The sequence below is a fragment of the Peribacillus sp. Bi96 genome, from assembly GCF_918698115.1.
GTDB lineage: Bacteria > Bacillota > Bacilli > Bacillales > DSM-1321 > Peribacillus.
In genome coordinates this window covers 15,718-33,592 of sequence record NZ_CAKKLV010000004.1, presented here as the reverse complement: position 1 = coordinate 33,592, position 17,875 = coordinate 15,718, and the positions used below count along the sequence as shown (strand labels likewise).

The 17,875-nt window shown below is 41.0% G+C and carries 19 protein-coding genes and 1 riboswitch; of the genes, 6 read left to right on the top strand and 13 right to left on the bottom strand.

From position 1 onward, the window contains the following. The first annotated feature begins 49 nt into the window (after positions 1–49). Positions 50–1,003, top strand: coding sequence for a DUF1385 domain-containing protein (locus tag LQ203_RS06745; protein WP_230156782.1), 954 nt, complete (start codon positions 50–52; stop codon positions 1,001–1,003). Between the two features lie 136 nt (positions 1,004–1,139). Then, positions 1,140–1,514 carry an SA1362 family protein gene (locus LQ203_RS06740; protein WP_230156780.1) on the top strand — a complete coding sequence of 125 codons (375 nt, stop codon included), beginning with the start codon at positions 1,140–1,142 and terminating at the stop codon, positions 1,512–1,514. A gap of 21 nt (positions 1,515–1,535) precedes the next feature. On the opposite strand, the gene LQ203_RS06735 is transcribed toward LQ203_RS06740, so the two are convergent. Both LQ203_RS06735 and splB read right to left on the bottom strand, forming a co-directional pair. After that, complete coding sequence (locus LQ203_RS06735; protein ID WP_230156778.1) at positions 1,536–2,417, bottom strand: patatin-like phospholipase family protein; 882 nt, start codon at positions 2,415–2,417, stop codon at positions 1,536–1,538. Between the two features lie 83 nt (positions 2,418–2,500). After that, the gene (gene splB, locus LQ203_RS06730; protein WP_230156776.1) at positions 2,501–3,526 is read right to left on the bottom strand and encodes a spore photoproduct lyase; all 1,026 of its coding nucleotides are present in this window, start codon (positions 3,524–3,526) and stop codon (positions 2,501–2,503) included. 136 nt (positions 3,527–3,662) lie between these two features. Between splB and LQ203_RS06725 the strand changes: the two genes are divergently transcribed. Beyond that, positions 3,663–3,848: a hypothetical protein gene (locus LQ203_RS06725; RefSeq protein WP_230156774.1), complete on the top strand. Its 186-nt coding sequence runs from the start codon at positions 3,663–3,665 to the stop codon at positions 3,846–3,848. 143 nt (positions 3,849–3,991) lie between these two features. On the opposite strand, the gene LQ203_RS06720 is transcribed toward LQ203_RS06725, so the two are convergent. After that, a complete protein-coding gene (locus LQ203_RS06720) occupies positions 3,992–6,562 on the bottom strand; it encodes a vitamin B12-dependent ribonucleotide reductase (protein ID WP_230156772.1) in 2,571 nt (856 codons plus the stop codon). Positions 6,563–6,950: 388 nt separating this feature from the next. Further along, complete coding sequence (locus tag LQ203_RS06715) at positions 6,951–7,787, bottom strand: biotin/lipoate A/B protein ligase family protein (RefSeq protein ID WP_230156770.1); 837 nt, start codon at positions 7,785–7,787, stop codon at positions 6,951–6,953. 199 nt (positions 7,788–7,986) lie between these two features. On the opposite strand from LQ203_RS06715, the gene LQ203_RS06710 reads away from it, so the two are divergent. Beyond that, the gene (locus LQ203_RS06710; RefSeq protein WP_230156768.1) at positions 7,987–8,370 is read left to right on the top strand and encodes a rhodanese-like domain-containing protein; all 384 of its coding nucleotides are present in this window, start codon (positions 7,987–7,989) and stop codon (positions 8,368–8,370) included. Between the two features lie 150 nt (positions 8,371–8,520). On the opposite strand, the gene gcvPB is transcribed toward LQ203_RS06710, so the two are convergent. From gcvPB to gcvT, 3 genes are read right to left on the bottom strand one after another with little or no spacing between them, the layout of a single operon-like run. Further along, entirely contained in the window at positions 8,521–9,984 is a 1,464-nt protein-coding gene (gene gcvPB, locus LQ203_RS06705; protein WP_230156766.1) for an aminomethyl-transferring glycine dehydrogenase subunit GcvPB, read from the bottom strand. After that, a complete protein-coding gene (gcvPA, locus tag LQ203_RS06700; protein ID WP_230156764.1) occupies positions 9,977–11,323 on the bottom strand; it encodes an aminomethyl-transferring glycine dehydrogenase subunit GcvPA in 1,347 nt (448 codons plus the stop codon). Before gcvPA ends, gcvPB begins: the two co-directional genes overlap by 8 nt. Positions 11,324–11,340: 17 nt before the next feature. After that, on the bottom strand, positions 11,341–12,447 hold the full coding sequence (gene gcvT / locus LQ203_RS06695; protein ID WP_230156762.1) for a glycine cleavage system aminomethyltransferase GcvT: 1,107 nt from the start codon (positions 12,445–12,447) through the stop codon (positions 11,341–11,343). 219 nt (positions 12,448–12,666) lie between these two features. Next, a riboswitch (glycine riboswitch) is annotated at positions 12,667–12,754 on the bottom strand. Positions 12,755–13,121: 367 nt separating this feature from the next. Here gcvT and LQ203_RS06690 point away from each other — a divergent pair. Continuing rightward, positions 13,122–14,810 carry an SNF2-related protein gene (locus LQ203_RS06690; RefSeq protein ID WP_230156760.1) on the top strand — a complete coding sequence of 563 codons (1,689 nt, stop codon included), beginning with the start codon at positions 13,122–13,124 and terminating at the stop codon, positions 14,808–14,810. Continuing rightward, a complete protein-coding gene (locus LQ203_RS06685; RefSeq protein WP_230156758.1) occupies positions 14,788–15,585 on the top strand; it encodes a YqhG family protein in 798 nt (265 codons plus the stop codon). The genes LQ203_RS06690 and LQ203_RS06685 overlap by 23 nt, the downstream gene beginning before the upstream one ends. A 52-nt stretch (positions 15,586–15,637) precedes the next feature. Here the strand turns inward: LQ203_RS06685 and LQ203_RS06680 are convergent, their stop codons facing one another. The 6 genes from LQ203_RS06680 to comGC form a co-directional block, all read right to left on the bottom strand. Continuing rightward, complete coding sequence (locus LQ203_RS06680; RefSeq protein ID WP_230156756.1) at positions 15,638–15,823, bottom strand: YqzE family protein; 186 nt, start codon at positions 15,821–15,823, stop codon at positions 15,638–15,640. Between the two features lie 126 nt (positions 15,824–15,949). After that, on the bottom strand, positions 15,950–16,336 hold the full coding sequence (gene comGG / locus LQ203_RS06675) for a competence type IV pilus minor pilin ComGG (RefSeq protein ID WP_230156754.1): 387 nt from the start codon (positions 16,334–16,336) through the stop codon (positions 15,950–15,952). After that, positions 16,329–16,808, bottom strand: a complete 480-nt coding sequence (gene comGF, locus LQ203_RS06670) for a competence type IV pilus minor pilin ComGF (protein ID WP_230156752.1) — start codon at positions 16,806–16,808, stop codon at positions 16,329–16,331. Before comGF ends, comGG begins: the two co-directional genes overlap by 8 nt. Next, the gene (locus LQ203_RS06665) at positions 16,756–17,094 is read right to left on the bottom strand and encodes a hypothetical protein (RefSeq protein ID WP_230156751.1); all 339 of its coding nucleotides are present in this window, start codon (positions 17,092–17,094) and stop codon (positions 16,756–16,758) included. Before LQ203_RS06665 ends, comGF begins: the two co-directional genes overlap by 53 nt. Further along, positions 17,081–17,542: a competence type IV pilus minor pilin ComGD gene (comGD, locus tag LQ203_RS06660; protein ID WP_230156750.1), complete on the bottom strand. Its 462-nt coding sequence runs from the start codon at positions 17,540–17,542 to the stop codon at positions 17,081–17,083. The genes LQ203_RS06665 and comGD overlap by 14 nt, the downstream gene beginning before the upstream one ends. Continuing rightward, complete coding sequence (gene comGC / locus LQ203_RS06655) at positions 17,532–17,840, bottom strand: competence type IV pilus major pilin ComGC (RefSeq protein ID WP_290370539.1); 309 nt, start codon at positions 17,838–17,840, stop codon at positions 17,532–17,534. The genes comGD and comGC overlap by 11 nt, the downstream gene beginning before the upstream one ends. Positions 17,841–17,875 lie beyond the last annotated feature (35 nt).

Here is a 17,875-nt window from a genome sequence, read left to right as displayed (position 1 = left end):
TTAGCACCCATGAGAGAGCTACGTGAATAACTATTAGGTTGGTGTAGAAATGTCTGAGGTCCAAAAACCCGTTTATGGAGGGCAGGCTGTTGTGGAAGGCGTCATGTTCGGCGGCAAGCATCACACAGTCACTGCGGTCCGCCGCAAAGATTCAACGATTGTCTATTATCATTTACCGCGTGAATCGAAACCTGCTGTAAACCGCTTGAAAAAAGTCCCGTTTCTACGGGGAATCGTAGCACTGATTCAGTCGAGTGCTACCGGTTCGAAACATTTAAACTTTTCCACTGAACAGTATGAACAAGAAAACGAGGAAAAGCAGGACGAAGAGAAAAAAGAAACAAAGGAATCATCTAAATTAAGCGTATGGCTGGGAGTTGCCGTAATCGGTGTTCTCTCCTTCCTATTTGGGAAGTTGCTTTTCACTTTGATTCCTGTCTTTCTTGCCGAATTGACAAGGCCCGTTTTCAGTGGCCATATGGCCCAGGTTTTAATTGAAAGCTTGTTCAAGTTGTTATTATTGCTCGTATACATTTACGTCGTATCCATGACACCTTTGATCAAGCGGGTCTTTCAATATCACGGAGCTGAGCATAAGGTGATCAATTGCTTTGAAAGCGGAAAAGAATTGACCGTAGCAAATGTGCAGGCAAGTTCACGCCTTCATTATCGCTGTGGCAGCAGCTTTATTTTATTTACTGTCATTGTAGGTATGTTTGTCTACATGCTTGTTCCGACCGATCCATTATGGCTCCGTGTCGTGGATCGCGTTTTGCTTATCCCCGTGGTTCTCGGCATAGCCTTCGAGGTATTGCAGTTGACCAACAAAGTTAGAGATATACCTGTTCTGCGTTACCTTGGCTATCCTGGCCTTTGGCTTCAGTTATTGACAACCAAAGCTCCTTCCGACGATCAAGTCGAGGTCGCATTGGCATCCTTCAGCGAATTGTTAAGGATGGAAAAAAACACCGAAAAAGGTTTAGAATCGGATGTAATTGTGTAAAACATCATACACATTCTGATTATGAAATTGCATATACTACCTAAAGGAATGATCTTCGTTTTTTTCAAAAATTTCACTTGAAGAATGTTTAAAATAAGCAAAAAATGCTTATGATGCTCTTAAGGAGGTGTCTTTGTTGAAACGTTTCATATCTTTCATGATATACGGAATCATCGCCCTCGGAGTCCTCGGACTAATGAGCCGACTATTTAATGACCCGATTGGCTTTTTTAGAAACATTCTCATAATAGCCATTGTCGCAGGGATTATTTATATGATTTATACCGGATTAACAAAGGGAAAACCAGTAAAAAAAGAGCAGCAAGCATTCCGAAAGGCTGCCCTCCAATCGAAAAAAAGGCTAAAAAGCCGAACTTCGAAAAAGGATAATGTGGCTAGCTTCTCAGCAGCAAAAACATCAAAAAAATTTAAAGTGAGAAAGAAAAGCGATAGTCACTTAACTGTCATCGAAGGGAAAAAGAATAAAAAGAAAAATCGGGCTTCTTTTTAAGAGCCCGATTTTTCTTTTTATTCAATATGTCCAATGCTTTAGGAATTCTTTCGTACGCTCTCTGCCCCGATTCATCAATTCACCCTTTTTTTCATCATTCAGATTGAAATCCAATGCTGAAATTCCCTTCATCGGGATAAACACAATATTCTGTACGTGTTTCTTGGAAATATAACGTGCATCATGGGCGTCTTTCATCGTCTTGAATAGAGCGGAGAACAATTCAAGCGCATTATCAACCTCGTGAGGTTTCCATATCTCATCGACACTAAGGCGCAGCCCTATGACTGGCCGTTCCTTTCTTACATGATCTGAATTGAATAACCACATTGGAAAATTACTTAACACACCGCCATCAACGAAAAGGAATGTGCTTTTCCCAACATCAAGCTTTACGGGCTCAAAGAAATAAGGAATGCTGCAACTCATCCTTACTGCCTTGGCGACTGGAAACGTGATCGGATCAATTCCATAGTTCGGTAAATCATCAGGAAGTACCACCAATTTACCATTCGTAATATCAGAGGTTATGATACGGAGGGAATTCGGTCGGATATCCTTAAAAGTGACTACATTCCTTTCGGAAAGCTTCCCGGCAATCCATGCTTCCAAAGCATCCCCTTTATAGAGGCCTAGTTTCCAGTATACAAGGAGCCATTTGGCAAGCGGGATAGGTAAAAGACCACGCCTTTTATCCAACAGGCTGCTTAAATCTATATCAAAAAAAACCTCTTCCATTTCTTTACCCGTGTATCCTGCGGCTACGAAAGCGGCAATGATGGATCCTGCACTTGTACCCGCTGTCCTATGGAATACAAAACCCCGTTCCTCTAATTCCTGCAGGCCCCCCACTAAACCATAGGCTTTAATCCCGCCTCCGGAAAAAACGCCGTCAATAATCATAGCTGCCCTCCCCTAATCCGGTCTTTACATTTCTAAGCAGGATTAGAGCGATTTATGACAGTTTTATATAGAAATTCCCTTCATCAGGTAAAATACTGAATATCCGCTTTAGGGAAAAATTCCGCTATATACCCTCGAATGGTCGTTTCCAGTTCTGCGGCTTCTTCGGTTTGATAAACATATTTACCAATTCCATATCGGCCCCATTTATATTTACGCTTCGTTTCATCCAGTTCCAGTTTTGTTTTCGGATAGTTTTTTTGAATCACTTTTTTTGCTGGACCAGTGAACCGATGCTGGATTAGTTCAAAAGTCAAATCCGGAATATCCACCCCTTTTAATGAATCACTTAACCGTTCGAATAATTCATGGTAGCCTGCCTTCCATTCTTCATGACGATAAATTGGAGCTACGATAAAACCTAAGGGATATCCGGCGCCTGCCACTTTACGCGCCGCTTCCATTCTTTCCTCAAAGCTCGAAGTGCCGGGCTCGAAATTCTTTATCACGTAACGTGAATTTATACTGAACCGAAATCTTGTTTTTCCATTATGTTCAGCATCCAAAAGGTGATCGACATGATGAAATTTCGTTACGAACCTGAGAACTCCATATTCACTTTTCCCAAAATATTCGATAGCCCTTTTTAATGAATGTGTCAAATGGTCAATTCCGACGATATCGGATGTACAGGCTGCTTCAAAACGGGTAATTTCAGGCTTTCTCTCATTAATATATTTTTCGGCTGCCTCGAAAATCTCATCAAGATTCACATATGTCCTAATATATGGTTTTGACCCAAGTGTTGTCTGTAAATAACAATAGTGACAATGCCCCATACAACCAGTAGCCAACGGGATGGCATATTCAGCAGAGGGCTTAGATGAATCGAATTTCAATGTTTTTCTGATCCCGACCACAAGAGTCGACTTGGCGACACGATATTTTTGTAAATCATTTTCTCCAGGAAGATCCCTAATTTGATTATGTGATGTGGTTTCACGGATTTCAATATTCATATCCTCGAATTTCTTTTTCAATTCCCGTCCAAGCGGGTAATCCAATGCCCTAGGCTCGATATATACTAACTGTGGGATAAAAGGCTTCATTTTGTTCTCCATTCTTTTGTGGATTTGTCATATTTTCAATCAAACTAGACAATCTAATCAATAAGGATAGTTTTTCTTTATTCTGTTATCCTCATGATTGTTTTTAATTGGGAAAATCAAATGAAGGAGATGCAAAATGGCTAATAAACAAGAATTCTTGACAAATGGTATGGGAAAACAAGTAATGACCGTCCAAACCGATAATAAATATCCAAATCCGAGGAATATCCCTGGAGACTCTGTCGATAAATTTTCCGTATTGAAAGATGGGAACCAATACTTAGCCGAAAAGGAAATAGCCCAGCAAAATGAAAATGGTTGAGTAATGCAAAGAGAAGACCGAATCCTAGGATTCGGTCTTCTCTTCATTACCTATACTTTTTGTCTTGCTTGAACTTTTGATTTTTTATATAACCCCGTTAAGATTAACTTTCCAGCGCACTTAACGACCTTTGTTCTTTCAGTTTATAGCCCGCACTTTAATTGTGCTCCACAATTCGTGCAAGTGTTACATCCGCCCATTTCCTGTACTTCGCCTTTACGGCAGACTGGACACGTGTTGCCTACTTCCGATCCAATTGTAACATTCGTCGAACGCAGTTCATTTATCGTATCGACCAATACGACTTTTTTCTTAACTTCCACATCATTCAATTCGTCCATTTCAAGCTGCTCGTCCATTTGGTTTTCTTCCGCTTTGAGCGTAAGAACCTGACTGTCACGGCTGCCATCCACATACACCGTACCACCTTTTGCTCCGCCTTTATATAGACGTTCATATACTTTTTCAACTTGTTCAACAGTATATCCTTTAGGAGCATTGACCGTTTTACTGATCGAGCTGTCAATCCAGCGTTGAATGATGCACTGAACATCAGCATGTGCTTCAGGCGCTAATTCCATTGCGGAAATGAACCATTTTGGAAGCTCTTTTGTATCTGCTTCTGGATGACGGTCCAAATATTCCTGTACAATGTCAGCCTTAACTTCAATGAATTTACCAAGTCGTCCGCTGCGGAAATACGTGAAGGAGAAATATGGCTCAAGACCTGTTGATACCCCAACCATCGTTCCTGTGCTTCCTGTAGGAGCAACAGTCAATAAATGAGAGTTGCGGATTCCGTGTGCAGCAACACTCTCCCTGATATCTTCCGGCATTTTTTCCATAAATCCGGTTTGTGTGAAGCGTGTTCTAAGCTCATCGGTTTCTTTATCCGTTGACCCGATCAGGAACGGGAAACTGCCTTTTTCTTTAGCAAGTTCCACGGAAGCCCTGTAAGCAGTAGTCGCAATCGTTTCAAACACCTTGTCAACCAGCATATTTCCTTCTTCAGATCCGTATTCCGTTTCACAGTAAATTAACAGGTCATGCAGACCCATTACACCAAGTCCAACCCGGCGCTCGCCAAGAGCCTGTTTTTTGTTTTCATCCAAGAAGTAAGGAGTTGCGTCAATGACATTGTCCTGCATCCGCACACCGACTTCAACGGTAACTTTAAGCTTCTCGAAATCAACCGTTTTGTTGTCTTTATCAGCCATTTCCGCTAAATTGACAGCAGCAAGGTTACATACTGAATATGGAGCCAATGGCTGTTCACCACATGGGTTCGTAGCTACGACCTGTTGACCATATGCTTTAGCGTTAGTCATTTCATTAGCATTATCGATAAAGAAAATACCAGGTTCTGCAGAATATGTCGCACAAATGTTTATTAAGTTCCAAAGCTCTTTAGCTCGGATTTTACGGTAAACACGGACTTTGTGACCCATCTTCTCCCATTCGCGAACATCACCGACTTTATGCCATTCTTCATTATAAGTAGCCATTTCTTCGGCATTATAGCTTTCAACATCAGGAAAACGCAATTCGTATTCTGCATCTTGTTCTGCTGCTTCCATAAATTCCTTGGTCAAGCAAATCGAGATATTGGCACCTGTAAGAAAATCTGGATTATGGACACTGTACGTTCCGCCAGTACGTACCTTTTCTTCTGCATCCTTAATGATTTTCTCGCTAAATCCACCTAGACCGGGAATCTCTTTATAATTGATGATTCCTTGATACATAGCCGATTCCTGTTCGGTATGCGGCGTGAATTTCAATTTATCCATCGCATATTTCTTGATGGCTTCATCTCTAGTGTTTTCCACTAGGTAACGCAGAATCCTGGGATTTTGCATTTTGGAAATGATGAATTCTGCAATATCCGGATGCCAATCAGCAAGCATGATCATTTGCGCACCGCGTCTGCTTCCGCCCTGTTCAACAAGATGCGTCAATTTCGCAATATCATCAAGCCATGATACTGAACCCGAGGATTTTCCATTAACCCCTTTAGCCAGCGTGTTTCTTGGACGCAGTGTCGATCCGTTCGTACCCACTCCGCCGCCGCGGCTCATGATTTCCATCACTTGTTTCCTATGTTCGGAAATCCCTTCACGTGAATCCGGTACGAATGGCATCACATAGCAGTTGAAATAAGTAACATCCGTATTGGAACCTGCCCCATATAATACGCGTCCTGCTGGGACAAAATTAAGGTTCTTTAATTCTTCATAGAATTTATTGAACCATTCCGTTCTTTTTTCTTCCGTTGTTTCAACTGAAGCCAATCCGGTTGCATTACGTTTCGCAATTTGTTCATAGTATATTTCAAGCGGCTTTTCGATAATATCCAACGGGCGGTTTATAATCCCCGTCTCCACTTCTTCCGGATTATCCAATACACCACGGAATTCATCATCCACCAATACCTTGGCTTTTTTCGTTTCCCAATCTATTTCAACGATGTAACCGAGACCCCGTGCCGGGAATTTCGGATCTTCCTTAATCGTCAACACGACGAAATCTCCTGCCGAGAGCGTGACTTTTTCAGTATCCTTAAAAGAATAGCGGTCAAGCATGACTAGACGGGACACTCCCTTATGCGTCATTTTCATATCAGCCGTTACAGGGTGTACCTGGGGAAATAAAGAAATATCCTTATTCAACCTTTCTAGATCAACCTTTAAAGCTTCTTTTATTACAACCGACATAATTCCCTCTCCTTTATATGTTTCAAGATCCGTTCTTGCCGCCGCAAAAATCTATATGTAGCCTTACATGTCCGTTTCGCTTAACAAGTATCCTAAATTTATCATAGCGAAACTCAAAAATCAACATATAGTGTCACTTTAAATATTTAAACCACTATATATTGTGTTTGAGTTGAATAACTTTTAATTTTGTCAAACGATAAATCAATTAATATAGTTAGCAAAAGGGAGGAAAATGTCGATTTACAATAATTTTTCATCAGATTTCAACTAATTTGGACCTTGCTTTTTCCCCATCCCTTTTAGGGCTTATCCCTGCAAGGAATAGCTTATTGGTCAAACAAATCTGAAAAATTTTTTATTTTCCATTCTAATCACTCTGCTTTTTCTATCTCATGAAATTCCATTCATCGCTTTCATATTTGCTTTCAGCAATGGCTTTCACTTCCAACAATTGCTGTTCAGTGAGGACATATGGCTCTAAATCGATCGATAGTCCATCGGCAAAACCTTTTTCAAAAGCAGCTTTCGCTTCCGGGATGGAAATCTTTCTACCGGCAATGTCATTTATCGCCACAGCTTTGTTCCTTAAGTTTTTTTGCATTCTTTCTTTAACCCTGTCATTCGAGAATTTAAATACGCTAAATAGCTTTTCCTCATCAAGATCAAGTAAAATGGCCCCGTGCTGAAGGATGACGCCCTTTTGCCTGGTTTGCGCACTGCCAGCAACCTTTCTACCCTCAACGACCAGTTCATACCAGCTTGGAGCGTCAAAGCAGACGGATGATTTGGGTGCTTTTAAAGCCGCTTTCTCCTGCTCGGTTCGAGGCACGGCAAAATAAGCATCCAATCCAAGGTTCCTGAACCCCATTAATATTCCTTCCGATATGACCCGATATGCCTCAGTAACGGTAGTTGGCATTCCCGGATAGGATTCTGGAACGATTACGCTATATGTCAATTCATGTTCGTGCAGTACTGCTCGTCCTCCAGTTGGCCTGCGAACAAAACCAAGGCCCTGCCTTTTGACCTCTTCCAAATCAATTTCCGCTTCTGCCTTTTGAAAATAACCAATCGACAATGTCGCTGGATCCCAACCGTAAAAGCGTATGATTGGCGGAATTTCCCCTTTGCTTTGCCAATTTAAAAGGGCCTCGTCCAGCGCCATATTAAAAGCCGGTGAACAATACCCAGAATCTATAAATCCCCATTTTACTTTTGTCATCCTTACCCCTCATTTCAAATAGACTGTTTTTCCCCCAAAAAAACTCACATGTAGTAGTTTAACAGACTTTAACACTCTAAAAAAGAAAGTGCTATTAAGTCGATAGAGAATTTGATGAAAATTCTTTTTGATTATTAAGTAAAGCAATTATATAATAAGTATTGTCTGTATTCGTTAAGGTAGAAGGGAGTTTTTATGTTTGGAACTATTATATACACTGCTCATCGTCGTAGGAGCGGTTATTGTGTATTCACTTTTTAATTGGTACCGCCAGCGTAAAATCGTTAAAACATTATCACAGGACGAATTTATCGCTAACTACAGAAAAGTGCAACTAATCGATGTGCGGGAACCGAATGATTTTGATAATGGTCATATCTTAGGCGCAAGAAACATCCCTATGACGCAAATGAAAACCCGCTTGGTCGAAATCAGGCCGGACAAGCCTGTATACTTGTACGCTCAAAGCGAAATCATCAGCGGAAGAGCTGCAGCCATGCTATACAAAAAGGGCTACAGGGAACTATTTCATCTAAAGGGCGGTTTCAAAATGTGGACCGGGAAAATCAAAGCAAAGAAATAAGACCCCATCGCATGGGCTCTTTTTAATTAAAATGCCTTCATGTAAAAAAATGAAAGTTAGCTCATCGACTTTGATGAATTCTTTCACAAAATACATAACATGAAAAAAATCCCGCCGGCAGGCAGGGATTTTTTCATGTAGGCTATCAGGTTAGACTTGATAACGCAGAACCGGTTTTCTTGCTGCTAGAGTTTCATCAAGCCGCTTTATAACGGTTGTATGTGGAGCTTCCTGAACGACTTCCGGAGTTTCCTCCACTTCTTTGGCTATCTGGATCATTGCGTCGACGAAAGCGTCAAGTGTTTCTTTTGACTCCGTTTCAGTCGGTTCTATCATCATTCCTTCTTCCACGTTCAACGGGAAGTAAATGGTTGGCGGATGATAACCGAAATCAAGCAGCCTTTTGGCTATGTCGAGAGTCCTGACCCCCAATTTCTTTTGGCGACGTCCGCTTAATACGAATTCATGCTTACAATGGCGATTATATGGTAAGTCAAAAAATGGTTCTAACCTTCGCATCATATAATTGGCATTGATGACAGCATTCTCGGTGACGGCTTTAAGACCATCAGGACCCATTGAACGAATATACGTATATGCCCTTACATTTATTCCGAAATTTCCATAATAAGGTTTTACCCTGCCGATGGATTGCGGGCGATCATAATCCAGTACAAATTGCTCATCTTGTTTGACCACCTGTGGTTTAGGCAAGTAGGGAATCAAATCCGCCTTTACCCCAACAGGGCCAGAACCCGGACCGCCGCCGCCATGCGGGCCTGTGAACGTTTTATGGAGATTTAAGTGAACCACATCAAAGCCCATGTCACCCGGGCGGGCTTTCGAAAGAACTGCATTCAGATTGGCTCCGTCATAATAAAGCTTCCCACCAGCATCATGGACAAGTTGTGCCATTTCCAAAATGTTCTCTTCAAACAATCCCAGCGTATTTGGATTCGTCAGCATCAATGCCGCCGTATCCGATCCCACCACACGCTTTAAATCTTCAAGGTCGACTAATCCATTTTCATCGGATTTCACTGTTATCGTTTCAAGTCCGGCAACAGTGGCAGAAGCTGGATTCGTACCATGTGCAGAATCAGGTACAATCACTTTCGTCCGTGCTGTATCACCATTCGCCTCGTGAAAAGCACGAATCATCATTAGCCCTGTCCATTCACCATGAGCACCTGCTGCAGGCTGCAGCGTCACTTGATCCATCCCTGTGATTTCCGTTAAATGTTCCTGTAAATCAAACAAAAGCTCCAAAGCTCCCTGAACAGTAGTCGGATCTTGATATGGATGGATATGGGCAAAACCGTTAAAACGGGCCACATTTTCATTTATTTTCGGATTATATTTCATCGTGCATGAACCAAGCGGATAAAAACCCGAATCCACCCCATGATTACGTTTGGAGAGTGCCGTATAGTGACGCATGATATCCAGTTCAGATACTTCAGGAAGCTGTGCCTCTTCTTTACGGATGTAGTCGGCAGGAAGAATTTCTTCGAGCGGAATAGTTGCCACATCCATTTCTGGCAGACTGTATCCGATTCGACCGGATGTACTGATTTCAAAAATGAGTGATTGATCTTGATCTTGATTATTCATGTTGATCCCCCAATTCCTGCGCAAGTGCATCAATTTCTTCTTTTGTTCTAAGTTCCGTTACTGCGACAAGCATATGGTCTTTCAGCTCAGGATAAACGGTACCTAAATCAAAGCCGCCGATCATTCCTTTTTCAAATAAGTTTTTATTGATTTCTGAAAACGAAGAAGGAAGTTTAATCACAAATTCATTAAACGATGGACCATCAAACATCAGTTCTATCCCTTTTTCCTTAATAGCTTTTTTTGCATAATGTGCTTTTTGAATATTTTGCACGGCCATTTCTTTGACTCCCTTTTTCCCAAGCGCGGTCATTGCAACAGAAGCTGCCAAGGCATTCAAAGCTTGGTTGGAACAAATATTGGACGTGGCCTTATCACGGCGAATATGCTGTTCACGTGCTTGGAGCGTCAGCACAAATCCCCTTTTTCCATCTTCATCCACCGTTTGACCGACGAGACGGCCCGGCACTTTGCGAACAAGTTTATTCGTGACTGCAAAATATCCACAATGGGGGCCACCAAAAGCAGCTGGAATGCCGAATGGCTGGGCATCTCCTGTTACGATATCTGCGCCGAGTGTACCTGGTGATGTCAAGGCTCCCAGTGCAAGCGGGTTACTGGAAACGATAAACATGGACTTAACGCCATGAATGATTTCTTCCATTTCGTTCAATGGTTCGATGCGTCCAAAAAAGTTAGGATATTGCACAATCACTCCCGCAACGTCCTCATTGGCCAATTCCCTTAAAGCAGCCATATCCGTCACACCGTCTTTATAAGGAATTTCGATCACTTCAACGCGTTGGCCTTTTGCATAGGTCTTCACGACTTCCCTCGATTCAGGGTGTACTGCTCCTGAAATGAGAATCTTTTTACGGCGTGTATGGCCTGAAGCTAGCATGGCTGCTTCAGCTAGCGCCGTTCCTCCGTCATACATGGAGGAATTGGCTACATCCATTCCCGTCAATTCACAGATCATCGTTTGATATTCAAAGATGGCCTGCAGCTCCCCCTGTGAAATTTCAGGCTGATAGGGTGTATAAGCCGTATAAAATTCAGAACGTGAAAGAACATGATCGACGATGACTGGTGCATAATGGTCATACACACCCGCGCCAAGGAATGATGCATAGTTTTTAAGATCCGCATTCTTGGCAGCAAGCTTCGATAATTCTTTCATTAGTGCAGGCTCTGATTTAGCTTGTTTGATGTCATATTCTCTTTGAAAGCGAACACTTTCAGGGATATCATTGAAAAGGTCTTCAACAGTAGGTACCCCTATCACTTCTAACATTTCTTTTTTATCTTGCTCTGTCATGGGTAAATAACGATGTTTCATCTAATGACCATTCCCCTCTATTTACGTGGTTTTTTATAAAAAGGTGTTTGTATGATAACGGCTTTCAATCGTTTGGAACGGATTTCCACTTCGACTTCGGCATCCAGTACCGAAAATTCCTTATCGATAAGTACCAATCCAACATTTTTCTTCAATGTTGGAGATTGGGTACCAGTGGTGACCTCGCCAATGACTTTGTCTCCGCTGTAAACCTTATAACCATGACGAGGAATGCCACGGTCAATCATTTCAATTCCTACAAGCTTGCGAGAAGTCCCGTTCTCCTTTTGCTCAGCAAGAACTGCTTTTCCGAAAAAGTCAGCTTCCTTATCCACTTTAACCGCAAAGCCAATCCCGGCCTCTATTGGGGTGATGTCCGCTGAAAGCTCCTGCCCATAAAGCGGCAGTTTTGCTTCAAAACGCAGGGTATCACGGGCACCTAAACCTATCGGTTGTATCCCCTCTTCCTTGCCAGCATCAAGAATTGCCTTCCAAAGGGCCGGGCCATTTTCACTGCGGCTATATATTTCAAAACCATCTTCACCCGTATATCCAGTACGGGATACCATCGTGGAGATACCATTTATCATGACATTTTCCTTGAACTTGAAAAATCCAATTTCACTTAAGGCAGTATTTTCTGATAGTTTTTGCAATATCTTTTCTGCAGATGGTCCTTGAAGTGCTAGCTGTGTATAGTCACTCGATACATTCGTAATTTGGACATCTTCCGAAAGATTAGCTTGCAGCCAATTGAAATCTTTTTCTGTATTCGCTGCATTGACTACTAGCAGGTAATCATCCTCAGCCCTTTTATAAACGATGAGATCGTCTACCGTGCCTCCGTTTTCATAACACATAGCCGTATATTGGGCACCACCCTGTTGCAGCTTTGATACATCATTGGTCATCATCTTCTGTAAAAAAGAAAGGCTTCCAGGACCCTTAACATCCACTTCCCCCATATGGGAAACATCGAATAAACCCGCTTTAGTACGTACGGCTTCATGTTCATCCTTGATACCCGAAAATTGGACAGGAAGTTCCCAGCCGCCAAAATCAATCGTTTTCCCTCCGCATTCACGATAAACCTCAAATAGTGGTGTTCTTTTTAAATTGGTCAAAAAATGACCCCCCTCGGATTTTTTAAAATTTAAATCGGCTTCAAAAAGCTTCTTGTCATACCCATCAGAAATCCTGAGTCATGATGTAAAAAAAGCACAAAAAAGGACAGAGAAAGCCCGTTTGAGCTTTTTCTCTGTCCTGAAACCTGAAAGTTTACCTATATAATAGGTTTTCCCCTTTGGTGGCCATCCCAATACGGGCGGCGCTCTCCAGAGTTGCGTCCAATAAGAGTTCTTTTGCCTGAGAGATTCACTGCTAAGTTTGCTCCTTCGGCGCTACATCCGTAGTCTCTCCCCTTATCTTCACCCGCATATAAATGTCTACCAATGAAAGCAAGTGAATCACTCCCAACCATTAGTAAAGCATCGGAAGCATTTAAAGACCCCACACTCCAAAAACTTTCCGGAACCAATTGAATGATCTCCTTCAGTTATCATGGATAAAGCAGGAGCCTATAGCTCATACTAAGAGCACGCGAACTGCAAAATCGAGATAAAACGATTCATTTTTAGCGTTTGTAAATTAGAATTTTCTAAATATACTTATATCCTACCCTAAGAAACTTATCTCTGCAATATCTTTTGAAGATAAATATTTTTCTTACTTTACATATGTAATGTTCGGATTTTGACCTTATATTAAGGAATTTATGATTTAAGAGGGAGTTATTTCTATGAAAATCAATATATCCTTCAATTCTGAATGGAATGACGAGTTTCTACAAAAGATTGAGAATGATGGTCCATGGGGAAATTGGGAGCTGTATAAGCTGGCTGTTCAAATGGAGGAAAATCTCATCATCCCAGATTTTGAAGGTTTACAGGCGCCCAAGCACCTTCCGCAGTTAACCCCGCTTCCCCACCAATTGGAAGCAGCAAAACAAGTAGTGGAAAAGATGAATGGCAAAGCCATATTAGCCGATGAGGTAGGGCTCGGAAAAACAATCGAGGCTGGCTTGATCCTAAAAGAGTATATGATTAGAGGCCTTGTAAAAAAAGTATTGATCCTTGTACCGGCCTCCCTTGTGACACAATGGGCTTTTGAATTGAATACCAAGTTTCATATTCCAGCAGTCGTTCAGCGAAAAAGTTATGTTTGGGACTCCTGCGATGTGGTCATTTCATCCATAGATACAGCGAAACGCGCTCCACATCGTGATATTATTTTCAATCAGGAATATGACTTCATCATTATTGACGAAGCTCACAAACTTAAAAATAATAAGACGAAGAATTATGAGTTCGTCCAAAATCTGAAAAAGAAATTTTGTTTGCTCCTGACAGCAACTCCGATTCAAAATAAAGTAGAAGAAATTTTTCATCTTGTTTCGTTATTGAAACCAGGACACTTGGGAAATGCCTCACTCTTTTCAGAAAAATATAAAGGGAAAGGAAGGAACATAATTGAAGATGAACACCTAAAGGAACTGGTCAACACTGTTATGATTCGAAATCGGCGGGCCGATACTGGTATTGAATGGACAAAAAGGCATGTGGAAACGATCACCATTGAATTTTCCCCAACTGAACAGGCCTTGTACGACGCCGTTTCCCAATTCAAGCCGATTTCGGATGGATCAAAAGGTAGCGCCTTTTCGGCTCTCACCCTCCAAAGGGAAGCATGCAGCAGCAGAGAGGCGGTTTTTTATACATTAAAGAATATGAAAGCTAAATACGAACAACCTTCGCCTGACTTTTTGGCAAAGCTTGATGATTTATTTACTAAAGTGAATGAAACGGTTCAGAATTCCAAGGCTGAAAAAGCCTTGGAACTGATCAAGAAAATTGATGACAAAGTGATTATCTTTACCGAATACCGGGCCACTCAGCTATATCTGCAATGGTATCTACAACAAAATGGAATTTCCTCAGTCCCTTTCCGAGGCGGTTTTAAGCGTGGAAAGAAAGACTGGATGCGAGAATTATTCCAAAAGAATATACAGGTACTAATTGCAACAGAAGCTGGCGGGGAAGGAATAAATCTTCAGTTTTGTCATCACTTGATTAATTTTGACCTGCCATGGAACCCCATGAGACTTGAGCAAAGAATTGGGCGGATTCATCGGCTTGGTCAGGAAGAAGATGTGATGATTTATAACTTTGCCACGAAAAATACAGTGGAAGAACATATTATGAAGTTACTTTACGAAAAAATTAATTTATTTGAAAAAGTAATTGGTGAATTGGATGATATCCTAACCAAACTGGATATTAGCAACATTGAAGAATATTTAATTGATGTGGTCGGTGAATCCAAGACAGAGGGCGAAATGAAAATCAAGATGGATAATTTTTCGTCGTTAATTCAATTCGCTCAATCGATGAAAGAAGGTGAGGTCCATGCAGCAACAGGAAATTCATGATTTTTTACTAACATACTTTAATGCCAATGATTGTGAAATACTAGAAAATACACCAGCCCACCTAACAGTCCAATTGACGATCGAAATGGATAAAGAATTAATGAACCGTCCCTTTTATTGGCACTATCTAGAAAAAACAGGTGGCATTCCGAATCCAGCCAAGATTACTTTCATTACCAATCCAGAACAAGCTCCACCAGATTTGAAGGGAGAAATGATTCATTTTGGATCTCCTCGCCTACATCAGATCATTCAATCAACAAAAAAGCTTGCAGGGTATACTCGGCTTTTTGAGAATACAACTCAATCAAAAGGTGGGAATAATCCATTGTACCCCTGGCTAACCATGAATGTGAAGATATCTTATCAATGCGATCGTAAAAAAGATACCTTTATGTCGATCGGATTGAATTTAATCTCAGGCGAGATCATGGAAGGTTTTCACCATCGGGTTTTACCGGTTAAGGTCACCCCAAAAATACCGGATTACTCCTATACACTTTCACCGCTAATCATGCCAAAGAGTGGATTGGCAAGACTGGATACATACATCAGAAGAAGTTTCGAAGGGGATGACCATTCTTGGGCGGAAGAAGCCATATTGCGCTGGCAGAATGACTTGAATTTATTGGAGCATTTTTACAAAGATATGGATGAAAAAAGTGACAGCTATTATACCGAAAAAGAGGCATTAAAAGCGCAATATGAACCGAACATTAGAATCTCCATCATTAACGGAGGATTATTTTACCTTTCAGATAGAGCGTTGGGATAGGTAAACGTTGCATAATAAAAAAAACAGATGTCCTAGGATCAGGACATCTGTTTTATTTTTTGATATTATTCCTTACGAACATCGACAAAGCGAAAGGGACAATGCCAAACCAATGGGATATACCATGATTTTTATCCTCTTTTCTATGTCGGCGCTTTTCTTTACGTTCTTTTTTAGTCAGATTGAAATATTCAACAAGCTGTTGAGTCAGATATTTAATATAAGCATTTGTAGACATATAACATCACCCTATGCAAAGTATGCCCGGTATACGCCACTTTTATCCCTCATGTGTTTCATAAACACATCCCTCACCCTTCAGGCTCTTTTAATATGAGTAAACTAAGACTGTTGGCCTAGAACATCACACAGCCTGTTTTTCTATCCATTCTATCACTCTCCCCACTTCTGTATCGTACTGAATGATGACCCTGCCCACTCGGTCATTTATAGTTGTGGAAGTAAATTCAATATAAACATAAGGTCCATCCTGTTTCGTCAAGGAATACCGCACCACACCATTTGGGTATGAAATCTCCCCTTGAGTGATCTTGGGGATTTCTCCTACCCACTCTGCTGTCACATCCTTTACGGCAAGATGGACAAGATGATCTGCCACCAACGATTCTTCCACTTCTTTATAAAATTTTTTATCGATGATAAATTGATCGATCATTAATATCGTGAACATGATAAAAACACTCGCTACAATCATGACCATCGGGAAAACGACTCCTTTTTGATTATTCATCGACTTTCTTCTCATTTCTAAGAAAAGGATGAAATCTTCGACTGAAAGTAGTCCCTGCTTTATCCGTTATATGGATAACAATGAAACTGCCATCCTTTTTTACCTGGAATTCCGAAATATTTTGCAAGATGACCTCATGTCCCATACCATTCACACGCCTGCGGACCATATCTTCATATTGCTCAATGGATGATAATTGTTCGCCCGATAGCAAATATAATTTATTTCCCATTACATCCTGAACTTTAGAACTCCTGACCTCCTGCTGCATTTGCATAGTAAAGACCTCCCACTCTTTAGGGTGCAATTTCTCGCTTGACCCAATCTGGGTGTGAATGATTGAAAAAAGCTGTAAGACAAATAGAGATGTCGTCATTAAAATCATTAAAGAAAAAAGCATTTCGATCATTGTAAAGCCATCATTTTTTCGCAGCATCACAAATGGATTCACTTTTACCTGATGCATCTTCATAACGTACACACCCTTCAATCATTCCCGGTAATTCCCCGTTGTCCTTCCAAATCAATACATACGATCTTTTTTGGATAATGATTTCCTGTTCAAGTGCTTGAATTTCCCCATCCACGAATGCCGTCAATCTTTCATATAGTAAATGATGGGCCTCTGTCCTTATGACAACATTTTCCCGATGTATCATTAACTCCTCAAGAATCGGTAAAATGGAAAGGATTAAGAAAATACAAACAGAAAAGGCTGCTATCAGCTCAAGGTAGACATATCCCTTACAATTTCTCAATCCTGAACCTCCCCTTACCGATATTGAGCACCAATTTGTAATTTCCTTTTGAAGTGTCAATCGTCAGCGTTCCGGCTTTTGAAGCATTTCCATATTGATTGAAATGAAAGCTAAACCCTAATGTGCCACTTAAAAAGTGTATATCCTTTGGAATCTTTCTCTCTAGAACGATTCCATCATAAAATGATGAAACGGTATAAATCTTGTTCGTATTATCAAAATGGAGGTAAACTAAGCTTTCATGGCTGATGGCATACTGTTGTGCATAGAAAAGGTCGTCATGCAATTGAGAAAGAAAAAGCCTATTTTCCATTCCTTTCGTGAAGCTAGGATATAAATTGGGACTGATGGAAATCAGAAGTACAAAAATGAAGAGGACAATAAGGGTTTCGGTCAGGGTATACCCCCCATTGGAATGCTGTACATTCGCGTTTCTCCTACTGAACAACCGTAATCTTTCCTTTGTTATCCAAACTAATATCATCTCCATTTGGACAGGAAGTCTGTTTAAGATACCCTTGACTTTCCAATTCATCGATATTTATAGGCAGTTTTCCATTGTCAATCTCATATGCTTGCACCTGGGCTTGAGCCATCTTCACGAATGCTTCACATCCTCTAGAGTGGATCGTCGATTGATTCTTTGTGATATTGGGGATTGTAATAATTAGAAGAATGGATATGACAAGCAAAACAATAAGCATCTCAATTAGTGTAAAACCTTTTTCATTCATCACTTTCTTCATATCTCCCTACCCATGAAACCATCAGGTTCCAGATG